This window comes from Paenibacillus sp. FSL R7-0204, from assembly GCF_038002225.1.
In the GTDB taxonomy this organism is placed as follows: Bacteria; Bacillota; Bacilli; order Paenibacillales; family Paenibacillaceae; genus Paenibacillus_AQ.
Map to the genome: position 1 here is coordinate 5,281,363 of NZ_JBBOCA010000001.1, position 18,156 is coordinate 5,299,518.

The window sequence follows — 18,156 nt, forward strand, 5'->3', positions numbered from 1 at the left end:
GGTTATGAATCTGTTACAGAGGCTACTGTACAATCCGTGGTTCAGCCTATGGGTCACGGGACGGGGGACGGCTGATCCAGCAGCGGCCGCACCCGCAGAAAGGATGATGAACATGAAGATCAAACGGAGGATGTTAGTCCTCGCCGCACTCGCACTGGCCTTGACCGGAGGAGCTCAAGCCGTTCCGGCTTCGGCCAAGCCCTCCCCGGGCGTGCAGCTCCAATTAACCTATAACAGCGGAAGCGGAATATCGGGCATGGCCGGCGGCACCGCACAGATCAAGAACGGGATCTCTTATATGCCGGCTAACCTGGTCACAATCATGGGCCTTGAGGTCAAATGGAATAATGCGGACAAAACTGCCACCTTCAGCGGGTGGAACAAAAGCTTCAGTATGAAGCTTGGTCAATCCACCGGCGTACTGGACGGGAAGAAGGTCTCCCTTGGAGGCACACCTTATATGGCTGATAAGCAGCTGTATGTGCCCGTCAAGTTTGTGGTAGCGGCTCTTGAAGGCGGACCCGTAAGGTGGGATGCCGCCACCAATACGATACGGGCCAACGGTCTGCATATGTACCGCGGTTATTCAGAAGTGTTCGACGGCGGAGTGTACTCCCTGTCGCTGGACAGCGGGGAGCTGTATCTGACTACGAAGCAGAACACCAAGCATAAGCTTGCTGTTCTCGGCAGAGGACTGGATGTAGTAGATTTCACCTTCGAGCGTACACCTGCCGGTCTGACGCTGCTTCAGGTCGTGAATTCGTATGGCGAGCCTCATGTGCATGCAGTGTATTACACTTATCTAGTGAAGAATAACAGTGTAATCCGCCAGGGACATACGAATATCCATACCTCCTTCGGCACAGCCCCGGTCTGGGCTGACGGCAAGCTGATATTCAATGACGGCCGCACGTTAAGACTCATTGAGGATGGAACCGGAGCGGTCAGCGAGACCGTAGATATACCGAAACTGCTGGGCACCACTGTAGCCAAGGATGTCTACTATAATGTCGAAGCCCTCTACCCGGATGTTCTGCTGGTCCGCCCTACAGACACCGCATTCCTCACCCTTGTTGACCGTGCTACCGGTAAGCAGACTTTGTTATACAAGCAGCTGTTAAGTGCGGAGCGCCAGCGCGAGGTAGAGCAGACCGACTTCATGTTCCCGGGGGACTATATCTACTTCACCGGACGCACAGACAATGTCTTCACCTTCAACCTCCACAGAATGGACGGCAGCCAAGACATCATCAAGACCTACACATGGCCAGGCAGCCAGAACTGAGCAGCTGCGCTTCATATTCAAATGAGCTCGGTTTTTCTGTGAAAATACGTCTCTTGCGATAAACACACGACCTGCGCGGCGCCTCCAGTCCAATTGTGGTCGGTTTTTCGATTACATTTGGTCCGCTCGGCCTCCACGCTGCGTATTGTGATCGGTTTTTCGATTACATTTGGTCCGCACACCTCCACGCTGCTCATTTTTATGCTGAAGTTGTGCCTTGAAAGACATGTTTGTTTTCGCATATATTTTCCGCCACGACAAAAAAACGCATAAAAGTCATTATTATCATAAATGACGTTTATGCGCCTAACATCCAACAGCCACCAAATGAAAGACAGGGCGTCTACAAACGCCCCTGCCTTTTCATTCTCCGCGCTATTCTTCTCTCTCTTCTTCGTTCTCTTCTTCGTTTACGGTCCTTACGGTAGAGCAGGAGATCCAGTATAACTTCGAAAAGCACCCCGAATAGCTCAGCCATACAACCCCTCTTTTCAGCGGTTTCAGCGGTTATGGAATGGCTGCTTCACTCCCTACGGCCGCCGCAGTCCACCCAAGCTTGCTCCCTCACTAAATACCCGTTCAATCCTCTGCTGCACCTCGGGGTCAGGAATTAACGGCGGCGCCTGATGCGGCTTCACCCGGGCATCAATGATCACATTATCACAAGCCCAGTGCTTATGCTCTACCGTGCTGTTCACCCCATGGATGTCATGGGACGGATTGCTGCGGGTGAAGGTCGCCCACAGGAAGTTGTTCAGCGACTCCGACATGAAGCTGCTGTCATCGCACAGAATAATCATCGGGCAGGAATCAAGCGCCCCCTGTGCTGCAATCGCAGCGCTCAGGCCGGAGATTTCCTCTGCCGCCGAGGAGTAATCCTGGAACGGCTTCCCCTGCATGGCGACAATCCCCGGCATAATCATGGCCGCCGGCCCCCAGCCCTGGTCCACCCGCTGAAGAACCTCAGGCACCCCAGTACACAAGCTCCGCTTCTGTTCCCCAACGGCTGCGAAGACTACCTTGCTTCCGCTGTTGATCCCGGTGCCGGAATAATCCAGTGTATCGATCGTTGTGTTCGTCTGGAAGTGAATATCGCGGCGCAGATTGATCCGCTCCAGGATGTAGGTCAGGAACCCGGCGATATCATGCGTGCTGACCGGCTTGTCCTCTTCTGCCGTGATGAACAGATATTTCGCCAGACTAAGCTGGCCGGTTCCCAGAATCCGGTTGCTGATCGTCAGCAGCTCCGCAGGCTGCTTAAGCTGCTGATAAGGGGTATACCGCTCACTGCCGATTGCGAACAGCAGCGGGTGCACTCCCGCAGCATCTATCGCATGTACTTCCTTCACGCCGGGAATCTCCGAGCGGATCGCACCGCCGGTCAGCTCATGGATGAGCTCTCCGAAGGCAGTATCCTCCTGTGGCGGACGGCCGACCACCGTGAAGGGGAAGATAGCCCCTTTTTTGGCGTAAACCTTGTGTACTCTCATCACCGGAAACGGGTGAGTCAGGCTATAATAGCCCAGATGATCGCCGAACGGTCCCTCCGGCTTCGTCTCCCCGGGATGAATCTCTCCGGTAATCACGAAATCGGCGTCGCTGCTGACGCAGAAGCCGTCTACATAGCTGTAGCGGAAATGACGCCCCGAGAGCAGCCCGGCAAAGGTCATTTCACTTAGGCCCTCCGGCAGCGGCATCACCGCCGAGAGCGTATGCGCAGGGGGACCGCCGATGAAGCAGCTAACCTTAAGCGGCTCGCCGCGTCTGTTCGCGTGGGCCTGATGAATGCCGATGCCGCGGTGAATCTGGTAATGGACGCCCACTTCCTTATTCTGCTCATATTCGTTGCCGCTAAGCTGAATACGGTACATCCCCAGATTGGAGTTCATAATGCCCGGCTTATCGGGATCTTCGGAGTACACCTGCGGAAGCGTAACGAACGCCCCTCCGTCGCCCTGCCAGTGCTTAATCTGCGGAAGATCGGAGATTTGAATCTCCTCGAATCCGGCCGGCACACCGCTGCCCTTCTTAATCGGCAACGCTTTGCGCGCAGCAAGGCCTGTCCCGATATACCTTAAGGGCTGCTTGAGCGCCTTCATGGGATTGCTGCGCAGGGCGATGACCGCCTGCGACGAATCCCACGTGTCGCGGAAGATGAACTTGCTGCGCTCAATCGTTCCGAACAGATTCGAGACCGCACGGTACTTCGAGCCCCGTACCTTCTCGAACAGCAGAGCGGGACCGCCTGCCTCATAGACCTTCATATGTATCGCCGCCATCTCCAGATGCGGGTCCACCTCTTCATGTATGCGAATTAAATGCCCGTGCTTCTCCAGGTCAATAATACATTCTTCCATATTACGATATGACATGCTTCTACTCCCATTCTCTCAAGAATATGAACCTCTTTATTATCAATGAGTGTGTCCGTCAGGTCAATTGCCGCCAGGGCAACCTCTCCAGTTTTCACAGATATTCTTGCCTTCTTCTGTGGAGAGCCATTATTATACTTGTAAACCGGACGGCTCCGGGCAAACATTCGGCAAGCAAAGGGGACTAACGCAATGATCATCAAAAAGGTAACCTGGCTGGAGCTCTTCTACGATCTGCTGTTTGTCGCTGCGGTCTCCAAAGCCAGCCATGTGCTGCTGCATGTAGAACACGAGACCCTGTCTCTTGAGACACTGGGCAAATTCGTACTGATCTTCATTCCGATCTGGTGGGCCTGGGTCGGCCAGACGCTCTTCGTTAACCGCTATGGTCAGGATACGGTGATGCACCGGATTTTTCTGATTATCCAGTTGTTCTTCGTATTGATTATGACAGCCAGCCTGTCAATAGATTTCGATGCCAACTATCTGCCGTTTCTGATTGGCTATCTCGGACTCCGGATCATGACCGCGGTCCAGTATCATTATAGCCATTCCAGAGAAAGCGAGCATCTGCGGAGCACCGCCCGCTATCTGGGATCACGCTTCTGGATTGGACTTGCGATTTCGGCCTGCTCCCTGTTCTTCGATTCTTGGCTGCGGTATGCGGTACTGTACGCAGGAATTATGCTGGACATCATTCTCCCGCTGACGGGACGGAGGATTCTGGTGAAGACGCCCCCCAATACCCATCATCTGCTGGAGCGCTTCTCCCTGTTCGCCTTGATCCTGCTCGGCGAATCCGTGGTTAGCATCCTCGCCGTGCTGCAATCCAGCCGCTGGACCGGGCCATCTGTCGGCTTCGCTGCGCTCACCTTTGTGCTGATCATCGCCATATGGTGGCAGTATTATGACAACCTGGAGAAGAAGGTCGATATGCATATCCAGACTGCCGGACAGACCATTATCTACGGGCATCTGTTCATCTATCTGTCGCTATGTATGCTTGCTGCGTCAATCCAGCTATTATTCTTGGATCAGCTTCATTATGGGCAGATGCTGAACCTGTTGTTCGGCTCCGCGCTGCTCTACTTCGCTTCCACGGCACTGGTCTTCCAGGTCTACAGGCATAAGCAGCACCGGCTGGGAATGAAGCCGCTGGCAGGGCTGACCGCCATTCTGGCCTGCTTCTATGTGGTGGATCTTGTAGTCCATGTACCGAATGTCCTGATCATGGGCGAGCTGGCTCTGTTCTTCGCGCTGTACGCCAAAATTACTGCCTGACCCGGCTGCCCGTCAGCTCTCAGGCACTGGCCCCATCTATTCGCTCTGCACGCCAAGAGGCTGCACCAGAGGTCATTGCCCGCCTCAGGTACAGCCTCTTCCGTTCGTCTTACTGGCCTGTAAATTCAATCTCATCGTACTCATAATAAGCCTGTAGGATCTGCTGCCGGTCATCCAGGAACAGCTGGTCAGCCACGCCGCTGACCAGTCTAGGAATCGCATTCCGCAGTCCCGAGATGGCCGATGCCGATAACCCGCAGCTGGCCAGTGCGGAATAGTTGAATACGAATAAGCCATGCAGCAGCTTGCGGCCTGCTTCGTCCCGGCTCTGAAGCGCAAAGCCTGGGCTAAGGTAAGGGTGCGCATCCAGCAGCGGATTCGCTGATCCCGCAGGCGCGGTGTACCGGTCGCTCCAGCGGGCAATATGAGGCTCCACCTGCCGCAGCTCCGGCCGCAGGGCAGGATCGCTAAGCAGGCCCGTGCTGACGATCAGATAGTCGAAGCTGAACTCTCCCGCGGGCGTAGTCACCACCGCCTGCTCCCCCGAAGCCTCCACCTTCAGCCACGGCGAGCCGAGGTGCAGCCGGAAGCCGGGCCATGCCGCTGCACGGCGGAAGGTATCGCTTGTCGGCGGCTGATTATACTGGAAGAAATGCGAGATCACTGCATATTTGTCCGCATCCGCCAAGGCATGGAACCGCTCAATCATACCTGAGCCCTCCATCTGGCGGATCGGGTTCACCCCCGGAAGCTGCGCCCGGCGGACGAAGACCTGGGCCTCAGCCGCGCCCTCCTGAAGCGCGTAATTGGCATTGTCGAAGGCGGACGCCCCGCCGCCGAGAATCCCCACCCGCTTGCCGCGCAGGGCAGCGAAGTCAATCTGCCGGGAGGTATGAGCGTACAGGCGCTCCGGCAGGTGATCTGCAATCATCGGCGGAACATGCCACTGCCCTCCGCCTTGAATGCCGGTAGCCAGCACCACCTTACGGGCCAGCAATGTTCCGGCCTGCCCACCCGCTCCTGTAACCTGCAGACGGTAGATTCCATCGTCACCAGGCTCGACCAGCATTAACCGCACCTCGTTACGTACCGGCAGCTTCAGAATCTGCCGGTACCAGCGCAGATACTCCATCCACTGCCCGCGCGGGATTTTGTCCACCTCACACCAGGCCTCTGCCCCATGCTGAGCCTCCCACCAGGAGCGGAAGGTCAGCGACGGAATACCGAGATCAATCGAGGTCAGAGCTTTGGGCGTACGCAGCGTCACCATCCGGGCATAGGTCTCCCAAGGCCCCTCCAGCCCGTCACGATTCTCATCGATAATCAGCAGATTCGAGATCCGCTCGCGCAGCAATCCAAAAGCCGCACCAAGCCCGCTCTGGCCCCCGCCCACAATGACGACATCATAGACATGGCCTTCGTCATGCTCCACAGGGCGAACCCAGTCCGCGCCGCCATAGGCGAGGTAAGAGAGATCCGTGTTCACGCGTTCATTCAAGGCTTCCAGGCTCATCATTCCTCAGACCTTTCCGGGGCATCTTCAGCTCATAGCTGCTGCTCGCTTTGTATCCTATTCCACTATCCCTGATATACATCTATGGCGATATTATATAGGGTATGCCCCCGCTTTTGAATATTGATGGAAGGTTTATTGTCATAAGAGCTGAATTCGGCGGACGGGATTGTACATGGAGCCAATATTTTAGCATTAACTCCCCTTAACGCTTGACAAAATAACCCCACAAAGCGGGGCTTTAGCTTCGAAGATAACTCAGGTCCTTTGCGGGGGCTCCAAAACATATAAATTCCAAAAAAAGCCGCGCCCAGCAGCCCTCCGGCCTGGAAACAGCTCTTTCATTCAGTCATTTATAGCTGCAATGTAGTCATTCCGCATTCAGGAGTGTTGTCGTTCCCTTGATGCCCATAAAGCAGCGCGCCCTTAATGAATCCGGGCGCGCTGTTGTTATTAGAAGCGTGCTACAAAAAACTCGCGGTTCGACGGGACGAACTTCTGTGTGCGCTGCACATTATCGGCGTCGATAATTCGGAGCGTGTAGCTGACTGTTGTCAGCGTACTGATCGTATTAAACTGTGCGACGCCGAATTCATCGAACTGAGCCGTGATCACAGTGCCGGAGCTCCGGGTCAGTGTAGCCGTCCAGCCCTGCGTTTCGTAAGGCACATTGTTATTGTTCACTGCAAGCACGATGAAATTATTAAGCACCTGTCTGATCCGCCGTCTCTTGGGTCTTACTACCGCCGCTGCTCTTGCTTTTTTAGCCATCAATTGACGTTTTGCCAGCAATGCTTTCTTCTCTGATTCTTTCATTTGCTTCACCACTTTCTATTGGAATACAGTAGTAAATGCAAGAGAAGAATCAGCCGAAACGCGCTATTGCCTGTTATTCACATAAATGTATCGCTGTACTTCATTCATGGTTTCGTACCCACGAGGCAGCTGGCCGCATACACTGCTTCATAGAGGTGATTACATTATGAAGAGTAAACCATCATGGGTCAGGCGTCACACCGCCAAGCTCAACCGGCCCCTGAAGCATAAGATCCGCAGAGCCTATTCCACTGCTGCTACAAAAGCTGCTATACCGGTGATTATACAGTTCAGACAACCGCTTACTCCGGCGCGGCTCCGCGAACTAAGGAAGCACCTGGGACGGCATGTCCTCCCGGTCAAACATCATCTGCGGCTGCATCAGGCCGTGGCTTCACAGGTATCCCTGAAATGTCTGGAGCACGTATGCCGCTGGAATGGAGTCCATAAAGTCTATCTGGACGGCATTAAGAAGGCTACGCTCAACATTGCAACTCCATCCATAGGCGCTACAGCAGTTAGACGCTCAAGAGGGCTTACCGGCAAAGGCATCAACATCGCTGTGCTCGATACCGGAGTCTATCCGCATCCCGACCTGACCCGGCCGGTGAACCGCATTCTGGCGTTCAAGGATTATATCAATCACCGGAAATGCCCGTATGATGACAACGGACACGGCACGCATATCACCGGGGATGCCGCCGGTAACGGCTGGTCCAGCCGGGGCAAGTACCGGGGACCCGCGCCGGAAGCGGGAATTGTCGGAATCAAGGTGCTCGATAAGTATGGGGACGGCTATGATTCTACCATTATCAAGGCAATTGAATACTGCATCACCCACCGCAAAAAGCTTAAGCTGCGCATCCTCTCCATGTCCTTCGGCGGACCGGTGGCTCCGCATATCAAGGATGACCTTCTTGTCCAGGCCGTTGAAAAAGCCGTTAAAGCCGGCCTCACCGTAGTCATCGCCGCCGGCAATGCCGGCCCTGGGCGCCGGACCATTGAGTCCCCCGGGATCAGCCCCTCCGCGATCACCGTCGGAGCTGTCAATGACCGCCGGACGCTGACGCAGAAGGATGACCGGATCGCTGTCTATTCCAGCCGCGGGCCTGCTCCCGGCGGCAAGGTGAAGCCGGATCTGGTCGCCCCCGGCGATTCAGTGATCTCGCTGCGCGCCCCCGGCTCCCGGCTGGTCCGTGAATTGCCGCGCAATAAGGTCGGCAAGCGGTATTTCAAGCTGTCCGGCACCAGCATCTCCACGCCCATCGTGTCCGGGGCCGCCGCGCAGCTGCTCCAGCTTGCGCCTTGCCTCACCCCGCGCCAGGTGAAGCTCTTGCTGAAGCGTAACGCTTTCCCTCTCCGCCTGAAGCCAAATACCGGCGGCAGCGGGGAGATCGACGTACGATTCCTGAAGCGCCGCTGCTCCCCCAAGAAACCCCACAAAGTAAGACTTTAGCTTCGAAGGATATTCAGGTCCTTTGCGGGGACCCCAAATCAAAATAACAGGCCTGGTAACCGCTCCTTATGCACGGGGAGCGGTTACTCCTCAGCCAGCTGCGGCCATAGCTGGCGCGCCCAGGCTAACAGCTTCTCGTCTTCTCCATATCTTCCTATGCACTGGAAGCCGAGCGGCAGGTCTTCGAGCGTTGCCGCAGGCAGACTGACCGTGGGCACTCCCGCGAAGCCCCAGACCGCAGGCATCCCTGCCCAGCCCGTATTCCGCTCCTCGATCTTCGGCGCTGTTCCTCCCTGGGCCGGAGAGACCCACAGGTCGATTCCTTCCTGTTCCATAAGCTCCATCAGATCACGCCGCAGCTCCCGTTGCCGGGTGCGGCACTGCTCCAGCTCCTCTTCCGGAATCTGCTGTCCTCTAAGGATCGCTTCCTGCACGGGAACGCCGTATTCTACTCTATGCTCCGCGAATCTATGTCCATGCTCCCGTGCCAGCTCACCCTCAATGAAGCGCAGCATGGCATTGCCGTAGATGAGTTCATCCTCCCATGGCATTTGGACGTAACGGACTTCATATCCAAGCTGTTCAAGCCCTGTGATCTGAGCCTGGAACAACCCTTTGACTTCCGCGCTCATCAGCTCCATATAGACTCCCTTAGGGATACCCAATACCGGCTTACGGGGGATTGGGGCAGCAGGAGCTTCCCAGTCCGGGACAAGCAAGGCTGCTGCAGCCTCCATATCAGGCAAATTCTGTGTGAAGAACCCTACCGTGTCAAAAGACGGCGAGAACAGCAGCACCCCATCCAGCGGAACCCGGCCATAGCTGGGCTTGAACCCGACCACTCCGCAAAAGGATGCCGGGGCGATCACCGAACGCAGCGTCTGTGTGCCCACAGCCAGCGGACAGAGCCCCGCAGCCACCGCAGCGGCAGAGCCTGCACTGGAACCGCCGGGAGTATGCGCGGTATTATGCGGATTACGCGTAGCAATGGGTCCGTTGTAGGCAAATTCCTCGGTCACCGTCTTGCCTGCAATCACGGCCCCGAGAGCACGCAGCTTAGTGACCAGAGACCCCTGGGCACCTGCTAACAGCTCAGCGGATAGCTGCGATCCCGCCCGGGTCGGCAGACCGTCCACATGCAACAGATCCTTAATGGCTACAGGAATGCCAAATAGGGCCGGTTTACGCTTATCTCCGCTGTAGGTACTTTGCAGCAGAGCTTTTTCCGAATCCAGACGCCCTTCAACCTCATCCTCAGGAACAAACGCGTGGATATACGGCTCAAGCTGTCTGTAACGCTCCAAGTACGGGTCAAGCACAGTTTCAGGTGAATATCCGGGCTCATGAATCCGGCTCATCATTTCTGTCAGGGATACTTTGTGAAGCAGCATAAGATCATCTCCATGGAAGATTATGTATAGCATTCGGCTTATTACGTTTCATCCTGCAAAAGGTAACAGAAATTCCCAAGATTTTTCATTCTCATGCTCAAAAAGCCACCCGGGCCGCTCCCCCCCCCCAAGATGGCTTTCATGCTCCCTAGCACAAGAGCTTCCTAAAGTTCTTCGTTTGTTTGATCTCCGCCCTGTTTATATTCATTCAGCTTCTGATTAAGCTGCTTGGCTTCCCGTTTCCCGTCGATATGCATCATCGCGTACACCATACTTTTGACCACCAGAATGACAATGACGAACGGCACCAGCACTCCTTTATCCATCAGAGGGCCGTCCGCGAACTGCCATAGCCAGAGAATCACCAGTACATCAGCGAGGATGAAGCAGAGATAGAAGCTGATTGTCTGCACTTTGGGATCTACCTCATACGTATTCACCAGCGCATACCGGAAGCAGGTAAACGCCGCAGCTCCCAGGAACAGCTGCACCAGCAGCGAGCCCCGGATCATCTCCGTAGCATTCAGAGCCAGCACAACCGCCGCAAGCACCATCAGACCCCCGCAAGCCACAAGCAGATCCTTCACGAACAAAGACACATACTTTCTCGTTGTAATCATGAGTTTTCCTCCTATTCAAGTCTTGACAGCACAGCTATAACCCTAACTTCTGTTTGAGCACCGGGACGTATTGTCTGGAGATGTGGACCTTCTCACCGTTGTGCAGCAGCGCCTCGTATCTTCCATAGAGCACCGGACGGAGCGACTCAATCTTGGCCACATTCAGGATGCTGGATTTGGAGGCCCTGAAAAAATCGCCAGACTCATACTCCGTCTCCAGCTCATACAGCTTCAGCCTCGACTCATACACCTTCTCCTGGCAATAGATGAACACCTTATGATCCACCGCCTCGAAATAATAGACGTCACGCGGTTGGATGATGTGCATCTGTAGCCCGGTCATACCAATCAGCTTCCTGGGGCCTGCGTTCACCGAGTAGATCAGCGCCAGCAAGGCTTCATCCGGGTCATTGCACCTGAGAATAATTTCAGGCTCACCGCCCTCCGGAACCTGCTCAATCGTGATTTTCACCGCCACCGCCTCCTGCCTTCTCCCCTACATTTACAGTATATTTTTGTAAAAAGACTTATACAATGGCCTTTGCGCAAGCTGCACTCTAGCTGCTTCAAGCTGCAGGTTTGACAGGTCCAATTCCTTGGTTGTATCCCTACAATAAAAGGTGTCGATTAGAAAATAAAATACAGTATAATAAACGGTATAGGTCGTGAAGAACACGCCGCCTCAATAGAACGTTTATCTGGAGCTTGCCTCTGGATACGTTGTATCGGGGCGGCTTTTCTTATGTTCGGGTTCACTGCGAATGCATGGCCAATCTACTGTAAAGGGGGAAGCTGTATTGTCAAGATTCGAGCAGCACTATGATGAATGGCTGGAGGATCAGATTCATGCGGAGACAGGTTCCATACGTTTGGAGTTTCTCAAGAAGGGCTTGGGACATGAGACAGTGGAATTCCTGCGCTCGGTTTGGTTTCCTGCTGTCGGCAATTTCAAGTCATTATTTGCGGAATGGGAGGTCCGTGATTTCAACAACGGTTATCGATATTTGGATCTGGCATACATGCCAGGTGGCGCCAAAGGCGGAATTGAAATTCAAGGCTTTGGCCCCCATGCGCGGGACCTTGATGTCAGACGGTTCAAAGACTTATGCAGACGGCATTGCCTGTTAGCACTGGACGGCTGGACCTTCCTGCCCATCGCCTATCCGTCTATTACAGAAGAGCCGCAGCTCTGTCAGCAGCTCGTGCTTGCGTTCATTGGCAGATTCGCTGCTACCGATGTAGCTGCATCCTTATCCTGGCTGGAGGCAGAAACCGTCCGTCTGGCCCGGCGCGTTCTGCGTCCGCTGACTCCGCTGGAGCTCGCCGCGCACCTAAGGGTATGTGACCGTCAAGCCAGACGCATTCTTCATCATCTCGTTGATCTCCAGATCCTCGAGGTTGCCAGTGGTTCAGAGCGGGTTCGCACGTATAGACTCCGGGTCTAACTTTGGTAAGGACCGCTAATCTTGACTCCCCCACTGTGGGTGGACGAGTTGCCGACGCGGATGTGCGTGAGCCCGATGTTGCTGGTGTGCACGAGCCTGATGTCGCGGATGTGTACGAGCCTAATGTCGCGGATGTGCACGAGATTGATGTTGCGGATGTGCGTGAGCCTGATGTTGCGGATGTGCGTGAGCCTGATGTCGCGGATGTGCGTGAGCCTGATGTTGCGGATGTGCACGAGCCTGATGTTGCGGATGTGCACGAGCCTAATGTTGCGGATGTGCACGAGCCTGATGCGCGGATGTGCACGAGCCTGATGTTGCGGATGTGTACGAGCCTAATGCGCGGATGTGCACGAGCCTGATGTTGCGGATGTGCACGAGCCTGATGTTGCGGATGTGCACGAGCCTGATGTTGCGGATGTGCGTGAGCCTGATGTTGCGGATGTGCACGAGCCTGATGTTGCGGATGTGTACGAGCCTAATGCCGCGGACTGAGAATCCGCTATTTAGCCGAAATTGTTACTTATTCGCTTGTTCGCGGACTGAGATTCCGTTACCCGCCTTAGAAGTCACCCAAAGAGCCTGTATGAGCAGCAATAACGGATTGTCAGTCCGCCAAAGGTCCATTCGGCCCTGAAAATCCACATTAGCGGAATCTCAGTCCGCCCCGCCCTCCCCAACCGCAAAAAACCGCAGATCAGCTCTGCGAGTTTTTGGAATATTTGATTTTGCGACGAGCTCGGGGTAGCTAATGTACACGAGCCTGATGTCGCGGATGTGCACGAGATTGATGTTGCGGATGTGTACGAGCCTGATGTTGCGGATGTGTACGAGCCTAATGCCGCGGACTGAGAATCCGCTATTTTGCCGAAATTGTTACTTATTCGCTTGTTCGCGGACTGAGATTCCGTTACCCGCCTTAGAAGTCACCCAAAGAGCCTGTATGAGCAGCAATAACGGATTGTCAGTCCGCCAAAGGTCCATTTGGCTTTGAAAATCCACATTAGCGGAATCTCAGTCCGCACACCCCACCCCTAACCGCAAAAACCCGCAGATCAGCTCTGCGGGTTTTTGGAATATACAATTTTACGGATGCTGTCGATAGATAACCCGTATTGCTCACACAATTGGTCCAACTCTGCACCTTCATGGAAGCGGCTACGGATCTCAGCATTGCGGACTTTATAGTAATCGGCTGCCCCTGAGCTTTCGCCCCATTTTCTGCGTTTGCTCTTGCAGGTCGGGATATACAGGGCTTCCCCTTGAATATATTGCTGAATCTCCTTCAGCAGGTGGTCTGGCAACAGCTTTGCTGCATTTACACATTGCATATCTGGCTCGCTCCTTAAAATATATTAATCTTTTAAGGGCAAAGCCTGTGTAAATAACTGTATTATTTAAAACATACTTCAGGCGAATAAATCCGCTCCATGCCAAGCTTTCGCCTTAGTTATTTCACAGGCTTTGCATGGAGCGTGCCGTTCACATACTGACTCATCCGAAACATGGGTCATCACCTCCCCGGGATTCAATAATTGGTGCAGATTAACTATATTCTAAAGTAATTTCCATATCGGTTCAACAACGGATGTGCGCGGTGCCGGGAGCATAGCGTTTAGCTATAATCAAATATTACCGGAAGAACATTAGTTTTTTGCGGGCGCCGATTATATAATAGGATCTATATGGTAAAGAAAGGATGCGATACAGCAAATGAAATTCACAGAATATGTATACGAACGCCCGAATGTGGAGCAATTCAAGCAGGAGTTCACCACTCTGCTGAAGGACCTGGAGACAGGCAACCTGGAGGAGCAAAAGGCTGCCGTAGCAGCAATCAATAAGCTGCGCAGCCGCTTCGATACGATGGAGACCCTCGTGAGTGTCCGCCACTCCATCAATACGGAGGATGCATTCTACAAGGCAGAGCAGGATTACATGGACGAGACCGGACCGGTGATCCAGGAGTACATCACGGATTACAACAGAGCCCTCGTCAACTCCAAGCACAGAGCCGAGTTCGAGCAGGAATGGGGAACACAGCTCCTAAGCCTGGCCGAGATTTCACTGCGTACCTTCAGCCCTGAAGTAATTGAAGATTTGCAACTGGAGAATAAGCTGTCCTCCGAATACTCCCAATTGATTGCGTCCGCCAAAATCATGTTCCAGGGCGAAGAACGCACGCTGGCACAGCTGATTCCATTCGATTCTTCCACGGACCGTGAAGTCCGCAAAGGCGTATTCGAAGCCCGTAATGCCTTCATGGCAGAGCATGAACCCGAATTCGACCGGATCTATGACGAACTGGTGAAGGTCCGGGCGGGAATCGCTGCCAAGCTGGGATACAAGAGCTTCGTGGAGCTCGGGTATGACCGGATGGGACGTACCGATTACAATGCGGACATGGTTGCGAACTTCCGCAAGCAGGTGCATGAGCATATCGTGCCGGTTGCCGGGAAGCTGAAGCAGCGCCAGCGCGAACGCCTACAGCTGGACGGACTGAAATTTTACGATGAGGGTATTAAGTTCAATTCCGGCAACGCTACCCCTAAGGGAGACCCGGACTGGATCGTGGCGAATGGTGCGAAGATGTACCAGGAGATGTCCCCGGAGACCGGTGAATTCTTCACCTTCATGCAGGAGAACGGGCTGATGGATCTGGTCAGCAAAAAAGGCAAGGAATTCGGCGGCTACTGCACCTACTTCAGCGACTACCGTGCTCCGTTTATTTTCTCCAATTTCAATGGAACCGCCGGGGATATCGATGTGCTGACCCACGAGGTCGGGCACGCGTTCCAAGCGTATTCCAGCCGGAATATGGAGGTTCCTGAATATACGTTCCCGACCTCCGAAGCCGCTGAGATTCATTCGATGAGTATGGAGTTCTTCGCCTGGCCATGGATGGACCTGTTCTTCAAGGAGGAGGCGGACAAGTACCGCTTCAACCACCTGGCGGACAGTCTGGAGTTCATTCCTTACGGTGTATCTGTCGATGAATTCCAGCATTTTGTGTACGAGCATCCGGAAGCTACGCCGCAGGAACGCAAGCAGGCTTGGCGGGACATTGAACGGAAATACCTGCCGCACCGTGATTATGACGGTAATGCATATCTGGAGCAGGGCGGGTTCTGGCACAAGCAGGCCCATATCTTCCGTCTTCCGTTCTACTATATTGACTATACCCTGGCCCAGCTCTGCGCCTTCCAGTTCTGGAAACGCTCGAACGAGGACTTCACCTCGGCCTGGCCGGATTATCTGAAGCTCTGCCAGGCGGGAGGCAGCCGCTCCTTCACGGAGCTGGTGAAGCTTGCCGGATTAACCTCCCCGTTCGAGGATGGCTGCATCGGCTCCGTCATCGGAGAGATTGAGGGATGGCTGAACAGCATAGACGATAAGGCACTGTAGGGACTGGGATTCATACACCAGATACAATTAAGTTTCCATGCACCATCAAGCACAGCGTCAACTATAAAGGGGTTGTCCCAAGTAGCCACTTCATGGCTTCGGGACAGCCCCTTATTTTGAGTTGGATTGGCATGAGCACGCTCTCTTATTTCTTCTTCCGCTTTTCAGCAGCCTGCTGCTGGTTCTCTGCCACTCTGAATTTGACGATTCTGGCAATGAGATCATAGGGGAGCGGCTCCTTGATGGGGAACTGTACCGACCCTTTGGCCCCTTTATACTGCGCCAGTTCCTCCTTGAAGGCTTCGATTCCACTGGGTGCCGGGTAGAATCCGATGTGATTCTTGAAGGCGGCGATATGCACCAGATTCTTATGCAGGAACCAGGTCGGCATCTGGTAGCTGATCTTCTCCACGGCCTCTGGTGCAGCTTCCGAAATGACCTTACGCAAGCTCTGCAGAAGCTCCTGGACCTCCGGTGCAAAGTCCGCAATATATTGGTCAACCGTTTCATAGGTAACTTTGTTCTTTTCCACTCCGGCTTCATCTCCTTTAGGTTGGTTCAAAGATCTTCAAACCATTGCAGGCATACCGGAATGAATCCGGCATAATCATTCAATGCTTGCAGGGTAGGCAGCACCTGACTCGTTCCAAGCTCCCGCTCGGTCGCATCCGGTCCTTCCAGGCCCAGAGACCGCCGGAGGCTATACTCCAGCCAGCCTATTTTGCCGTGGAAGCCGCTGCTTAGCACCTCTGGCCAGGGATCAGTAATTTCTCCCCCTTGATTACGGTAAGCATGGATTACTGCACAGAAATCTGCCTTGCGGATGTGACCACTCTCAAAGTCTGACCAATAGAGCGCCACTTCCATCAGCTCCTGCGCCGGGTTAACCCAGCCTGCGGCCTCCCAGTCAATGATCACGGGCTGGCCTTCAGAGTTCCACATTACATTCTTCGGGTCCAGATCCCGGTGGCTGATGACTATGTTCCCGCTAAGGACCGCCATAGCGGCATTGACCTGCTTTTCATAGCAGCTTAGCTTATCCAGATTAGCCTTAAGGGGTGAAGCCCATGGTAGGCCCATAGCTTCGCCCTGCAAGGCATACCCTTGCCAATCTGTCCGTAATTCCTCCGCTGTGCTGTCCCTTTGAAGCTCGTTGTGAAGAGGAGCGAAGTCCGCTGCATGGATGTCAGCCAGAGCTTGTCCGATCAGAATGCATTGCTCCAGCCCCGCTTCAGCCGCAGAGATGGAACGGCCTTCTATCCAAGGGAACAGCAAATAATATTGCCCATCCGCTTCATGTATACAGCTTCCCTCATTCAGCAGTGCAGGAAGTGCGTTCACTCCCTGGCTGCGGGCCAGTACAGCTACCTTCTCGGCTGCAATCATATTATTCATCACAGCTTCCTTCCGCATCAGCTGCGGGTTAAGCGCCTTCACTGCATACTCTGCCTGATTCGTGGTCACACGATACATCCGGTGGAGGAAACCGCCGGAGATTTGCTCCGGCACACCACTCAGTAAGCCCAACTTATATGTAGCACACAGCTTTTCAAAATTCAATGTGTAATTCGTAAGCGTCATGATCCATCTGTCCTCCCGGCATAGAACTTTAAATATTCGTCCATGTGCCTCTTCCAATAGTCCCCGTCATGCTGGCCTGCTCTGAGGTGATATTCTACCGGCACGCCCTTCTCCTTAAGCAGGGTATACAGCTGCTCCGTGCCTTCATAGAACCGGTAGCTATCCTCCGCCCCGCAGTCCAGGTAGATACTCAACTTCGATAAGTCCCTGTTCTGCGCCAAAAGAAGCGGGTCACGCTCCTGCCGCAGCGCTTCCGTCGGATAGAGAAACTGGACCAGGCCGTTCTCGCCTCCGGCAAGAGACCAGTCATCCAGGAACAGCGCCGGGCTATGCCCGCCAACCCTGCTATAGACATCGCTATGCAAAAACGCCGAATGCAGGCTGATAAAACCTCCCATCGATATACCGCCAATATAGCGGGAACCGCGCTCAGCCAGAGTTTTGAAATGTGAATCTGTATACTCCACAACATCCTTGACCAGATAATCCTCATACCGTTCACCGCCCAGCGCTGCGGGATCACCTGGATTAACTACAGCATTCAGCCCATAGCTGTTGTCCATCTGGGGAGCGACGATAATGAGCGGCTCGATTTGACCGGTCTCAATCAGTCGTTCTGCATTCTGCTGAAGGTTCAGTCCGTCAAAAATATCCGTCTCCCGGCTGCCGTAGCCATGGATGAAATAGAGAACCGGATAACGCTGAGAGGCATTGTACCCTGTAGGAAGATAGACACTGAGCCGCATCTCCCGGTCCAGGGCCTCACTGTGAAAAACCAGATTCTGTACGCCCGGGCTTTCCAGCGGTGCCGTCTCAACCTTGTCTGCTGCCCCTTGAGGGTCTTCGCCTGAGTTCCGCGAACAACCTCCCAGCACTATACACAGTATGATCAGAAGCAGATACAGCCTGGAGCTTCGAGAACCTTTCATATCGACCGCCTCCCGTTCTCCGCCACAATCGTAGCGCTTACAATTAACAGTACCACAAATCT

At 54.2% G+C, this 18,156-nt stretch carries 16 protein-coding genes; 6 read left to right on the plus strand and 10 right to left on the minus strand.

The genetic code is table 11. The features are described 5' to 3' along the window. The first annotated feature begins 4 nt into the window (after positions 1-4). Positions 5-1,285: a copper amine oxidase N-terminal domain-containing protein gene (locus tag MKX42_RS23250; RefSeq protein WP_340754960.1), complete on the plus strand. Its 1,281-nt coding sequence runs from the start codon at positions 5-7 to the stop codon at positions 1,283-1,285. 530 nt (positions 1,286-1,815) lie between these two features. Here the strand turns inward: MKX42_RS23250 and MKX42_RS23255 are convergent. Further along, positions 1,816-3,657, minus strand: coding sequence for a UbiD family decarboxylase (locus MKX42_RS23255; RefSeq protein ID WP_340754962.1), 1,842 nt, complete (start codon positions 3,655-3,657; stop codon positions 1,816-1,818). Positions 3,658-3,849: 192 nt separating this feature from the next. Between MKX42_RS23255 and MKX42_RS23260 the strand changes: the two genes are divergently transcribed. Beyond that, entirely contained in the window at positions 3,850-4,938 is a 1,089-nt protein-coding gene (locus MKX42_RS23260; protein ID WP_340754964.1) for a low temperature requirement protein A, read from the plus strand. A gap of 109 nt (positions 4,939-5,047) precedes the next feature. On the opposite strand, the gene MKX42_RS23265 is transcribed toward MKX42_RS23260, so the two are convergent. Both MKX42_RS23265 and MKX42_RS23270 read right to left on the minus strand, forming a co-directional pair. Continuing rightward, positions 5,048-6,451: an NAD(P)/FAD-dependent oxidoreductase gene (locus MKX42_RS23265; protein ID WP_340757776.1), complete on the minus strand. Its 1,404-nt coding sequence runs from the start codon at positions 6,449-6,451 to the stop codon at positions 5,048-5,050. Between the two features lie 453 nt (positions 6,452-6,904). After that, positions 6,905-7,267: a hypothetical protein gene (locus MKX42_RS23270; RefSeq protein WP_051478024.1), complete on the minus strand. Its 363-nt coding sequence runs from the start codon at positions 7,265-7,267 to the stop codon at positions 6,905-6,907. Between the two features lie 166 nt (positions 7,268-7,433). On the opposite strand from MKX42_RS23270, the gene MKX42_RS23275 reads away from it, so the two are divergent. Beyond that, a complete protein-coding gene (locus tag MKX42_RS23275; protein WP_340754966.1) occupies positions 7,434-8,723 on the plus strand; it encodes a S8 family peptidase in 1,290 nt (429 codons plus the stop codon). 83 nt (positions 8,724-8,806) lie between these two features. On the opposite strand, the gene MKX42_RS23280 is transcribed toward MKX42_RS23275, so the two are convergent. The 3 genes from MKX42_RS23280 to MKX42_RS23290 form a co-directional block, all read right to left on the minus strand. Further along, positions 8,807-10,114, minus strand: a complete 1,308-nt coding sequence (locus MKX42_RS23280; protein WP_340754967.1) for an amidase — start codon at positions 10,112-10,114, stop codon at positions 8,807-8,809. A gap of 164 nt (positions 10,115-10,278) precedes the next feature. Then, positions 10,279-10,734, minus strand: coding sequence for a hypothetical protein (locus tag MKX42_RS23285; RefSeq protein WP_340754968.1), 456 nt, complete (start codon positions 10,732-10,734; stop codon positions 10,279-10,281). Positions 10,735-10,768: 34 nt separating this feature from the next. Further along, a complete protein-coding gene (locus MKX42_RS23290; RefSeq protein ID WP_340754970.1) occupies positions 10,769-11,206 on the minus strand; it encodes a LytTR family DNA-binding domain-containing protein in 438 nt (145 codons plus the stop codon). 325 nt (positions 11,207-11,531) lie between these two features. Here MKX42_RS23290 and MKX42_RS23295 point away from each other — a divergent pair, with 325 nt between their 5' ends. Continuing rightward, positions 11,532-12,179 carry a transcriptional regulator gene (locus MKX42_RS23295; RefSeq protein ID WP_340754972.1) on the plus strand — a complete coding sequence of 216 codons (648 nt, stop codon included), beginning with the start codon at positions 11,532-11,534 and terminating at the stop codon, positions 12,177-12,179. A gap of 348 nt (positions 12,180-12,527) precedes the next feature. Then, the gene (locus MKX42_RS23300; protein WP_340754974.1) at positions 12,528-12,674 is read left to right on the plus strand and encodes a hypothetical protein; all 147 of its coding nucleotides are present in this window, start codon (positions 12,528-12,530) and stop codon (positions 12,672-12,674) included. A gap of 560 nt (positions 12,675-13,234) precedes the next feature. Here the strand turns inward: MKX42_RS23300 and MKX42_RS23305 are convergent. Next, positions 13,235-13,510 (minus strand): CD3324 family protein, encoded by a 276-nt coding sequence (locus MKX42_RS23305; RefSeq protein ID WP_340754976.1) that lies wholly within the window; start codon positions 13,508-13,510, stop codon positions 13,235-13,237. A 382-nt stretch (positions 13,511-13,892) separates the two neighbouring features. Here MKX42_RS23305 and MKX42_RS23310 point away from each other — a divergent pair, with 382 nt between their 5' ends. Then, entirely contained in the window at positions 13,893-15,584 is a 1,692-nt protein-coding gene (locus tag MKX42_RS23310) for a M3 family oligoendopeptidase (RefSeq protein ID WP_340754978.1), read from the plus strand. A gap of 145 nt (positions 15,585-15,729) precedes the next feature. Here the strand turns inward: MKX42_RS23310 and MKX42_RS23315 are convergent, their stop codons facing one another. The 3 genes from MKX42_RS23315 to MKX42_RS23325 are packed head-to-tail and all read right to left on the minus strand — an operon-like array spanning position 15,730 to position 18,094. Then, entirely contained in the window at positions 15,730-16,116 is a 387-nt protein-coding gene (locus tag MKX42_RS23315) for an iron chaperone (RefSeq protein ID WP_340754979.1), read from the minus strand. 26 nt (positions 16,117-16,142) lie between these two features. Continuing rightward, entirely contained in the window at positions 16,143-17,165 is a 1,023-nt protein-coding gene (locus MKX42_RS23320; RefSeq protein ID WP_340754980.1) for an aminoglycoside phosphotransferase family protein, read from the minus strand. Continuing rightward, positions 17,162-18,094 (minus strand): alpha/beta hydrolase, encoded by a 933-nt coding sequence (locus MKX42_RS23325; RefSeq protein WP_340754983.1) that lies wholly within the window; start codon positions 18,092-18,094, stop codon positions 17,162-17,164. The genes MKX42_RS23320 and MKX42_RS23325 overlap by 4 nt, the downstream gene beginning before the upstream one ends. Positions 18,095-18,156 lie beyond the last annotated feature (62 nt).

Excerpts from the sequence above, each read along its gene's own strand:
- MKX42_RS23325 (WP_340754983.1), bottom strand. The coding sequence starts at position 18,094 with ATGAAAGGTTCTCGAAGCTCCAGGCTGTATCTGCTTCTGATCATACTG.
- MKX42_RS23270 (WP_051478024.1), bottom strand. The coding sequence starts at position 7,267 with ATGAAAGAATCAGAGAAGAAAGCATTGCTGGCAAAACGTCAATTGATG.
- MKX42_RS23260 (WP_340754964.1), top strand. The coding sequence starts at position 3,850 with ATGATCATCAAAAAGGTAACCTGGCTGGAGCTCTTCTACGATCTGCTG.
- MKX42_RS23265 (WP_340757776.1), bottom strand. The coding sequence starts at position 6,451 with ATGAGCCTGGAAGCCTTGAATGAACGCGTGAACACGGATCTCTCTTAC.
- MKX42_RS23285 (WP_340754968.1), bottom strand. The coding sequence starts at position 10,734 with ATGATTACAACGAGAAAGTATGTGTCTTTGTTCGTGAAGGATCTGCTT.
- MKX42_RS23320 (WP_340754980.1), bottom strand. The coding sequence starts at position 17,165 with ATGACGCTTACGAATTACACATTGAATTTTGAAAAGCTGTGTGCTACA.
- MKX42_RS23280 (WP_340754967.1), bottom strand. The coding sequence starts at position 10,114 with ATGCTGCTTCACAAAGTATCCCTGACAGAAATGATGAGCCGGATTCAT.
- MKX42_RS23250 (WP_340754960.1), top strand. The coding sequence starts at position 5 with ATGAATCTGTTACAGAGGCTACTGTACAATCCGTGGTTCAGCCTATGG.
- MKX42_RS23310 (WP_340754978.1), top strand. The coding sequence starts at position 13,893 with ATGAAATTCACAGAATATGTATACGAACGCCCGAATGTGGAGCAATTC.
- MKX42_RS23305 (WP_340754976.1), bottom strand. The coding sequence starts at position 13,510 with ATGCAATGTGTAAATGCAGCAAAGCTGTTGCCAGACCACCTGCTGAAG.
- MKX42_RS23255 (WP_340754962.1), bottom strand. The coding sequence starts at position 3,657 with ATGTCATATCGTAATATGGAAGAATGTATTATTGACCTGGAGAAGCAC.
- MKX42_RS23275 (WP_340754966.1), top strand. The coding sequence starts at position 7,434 with ATGAAGAGTAAACCATCATGGGTCAGGCGTCACACCGCCAAGCTCAAC.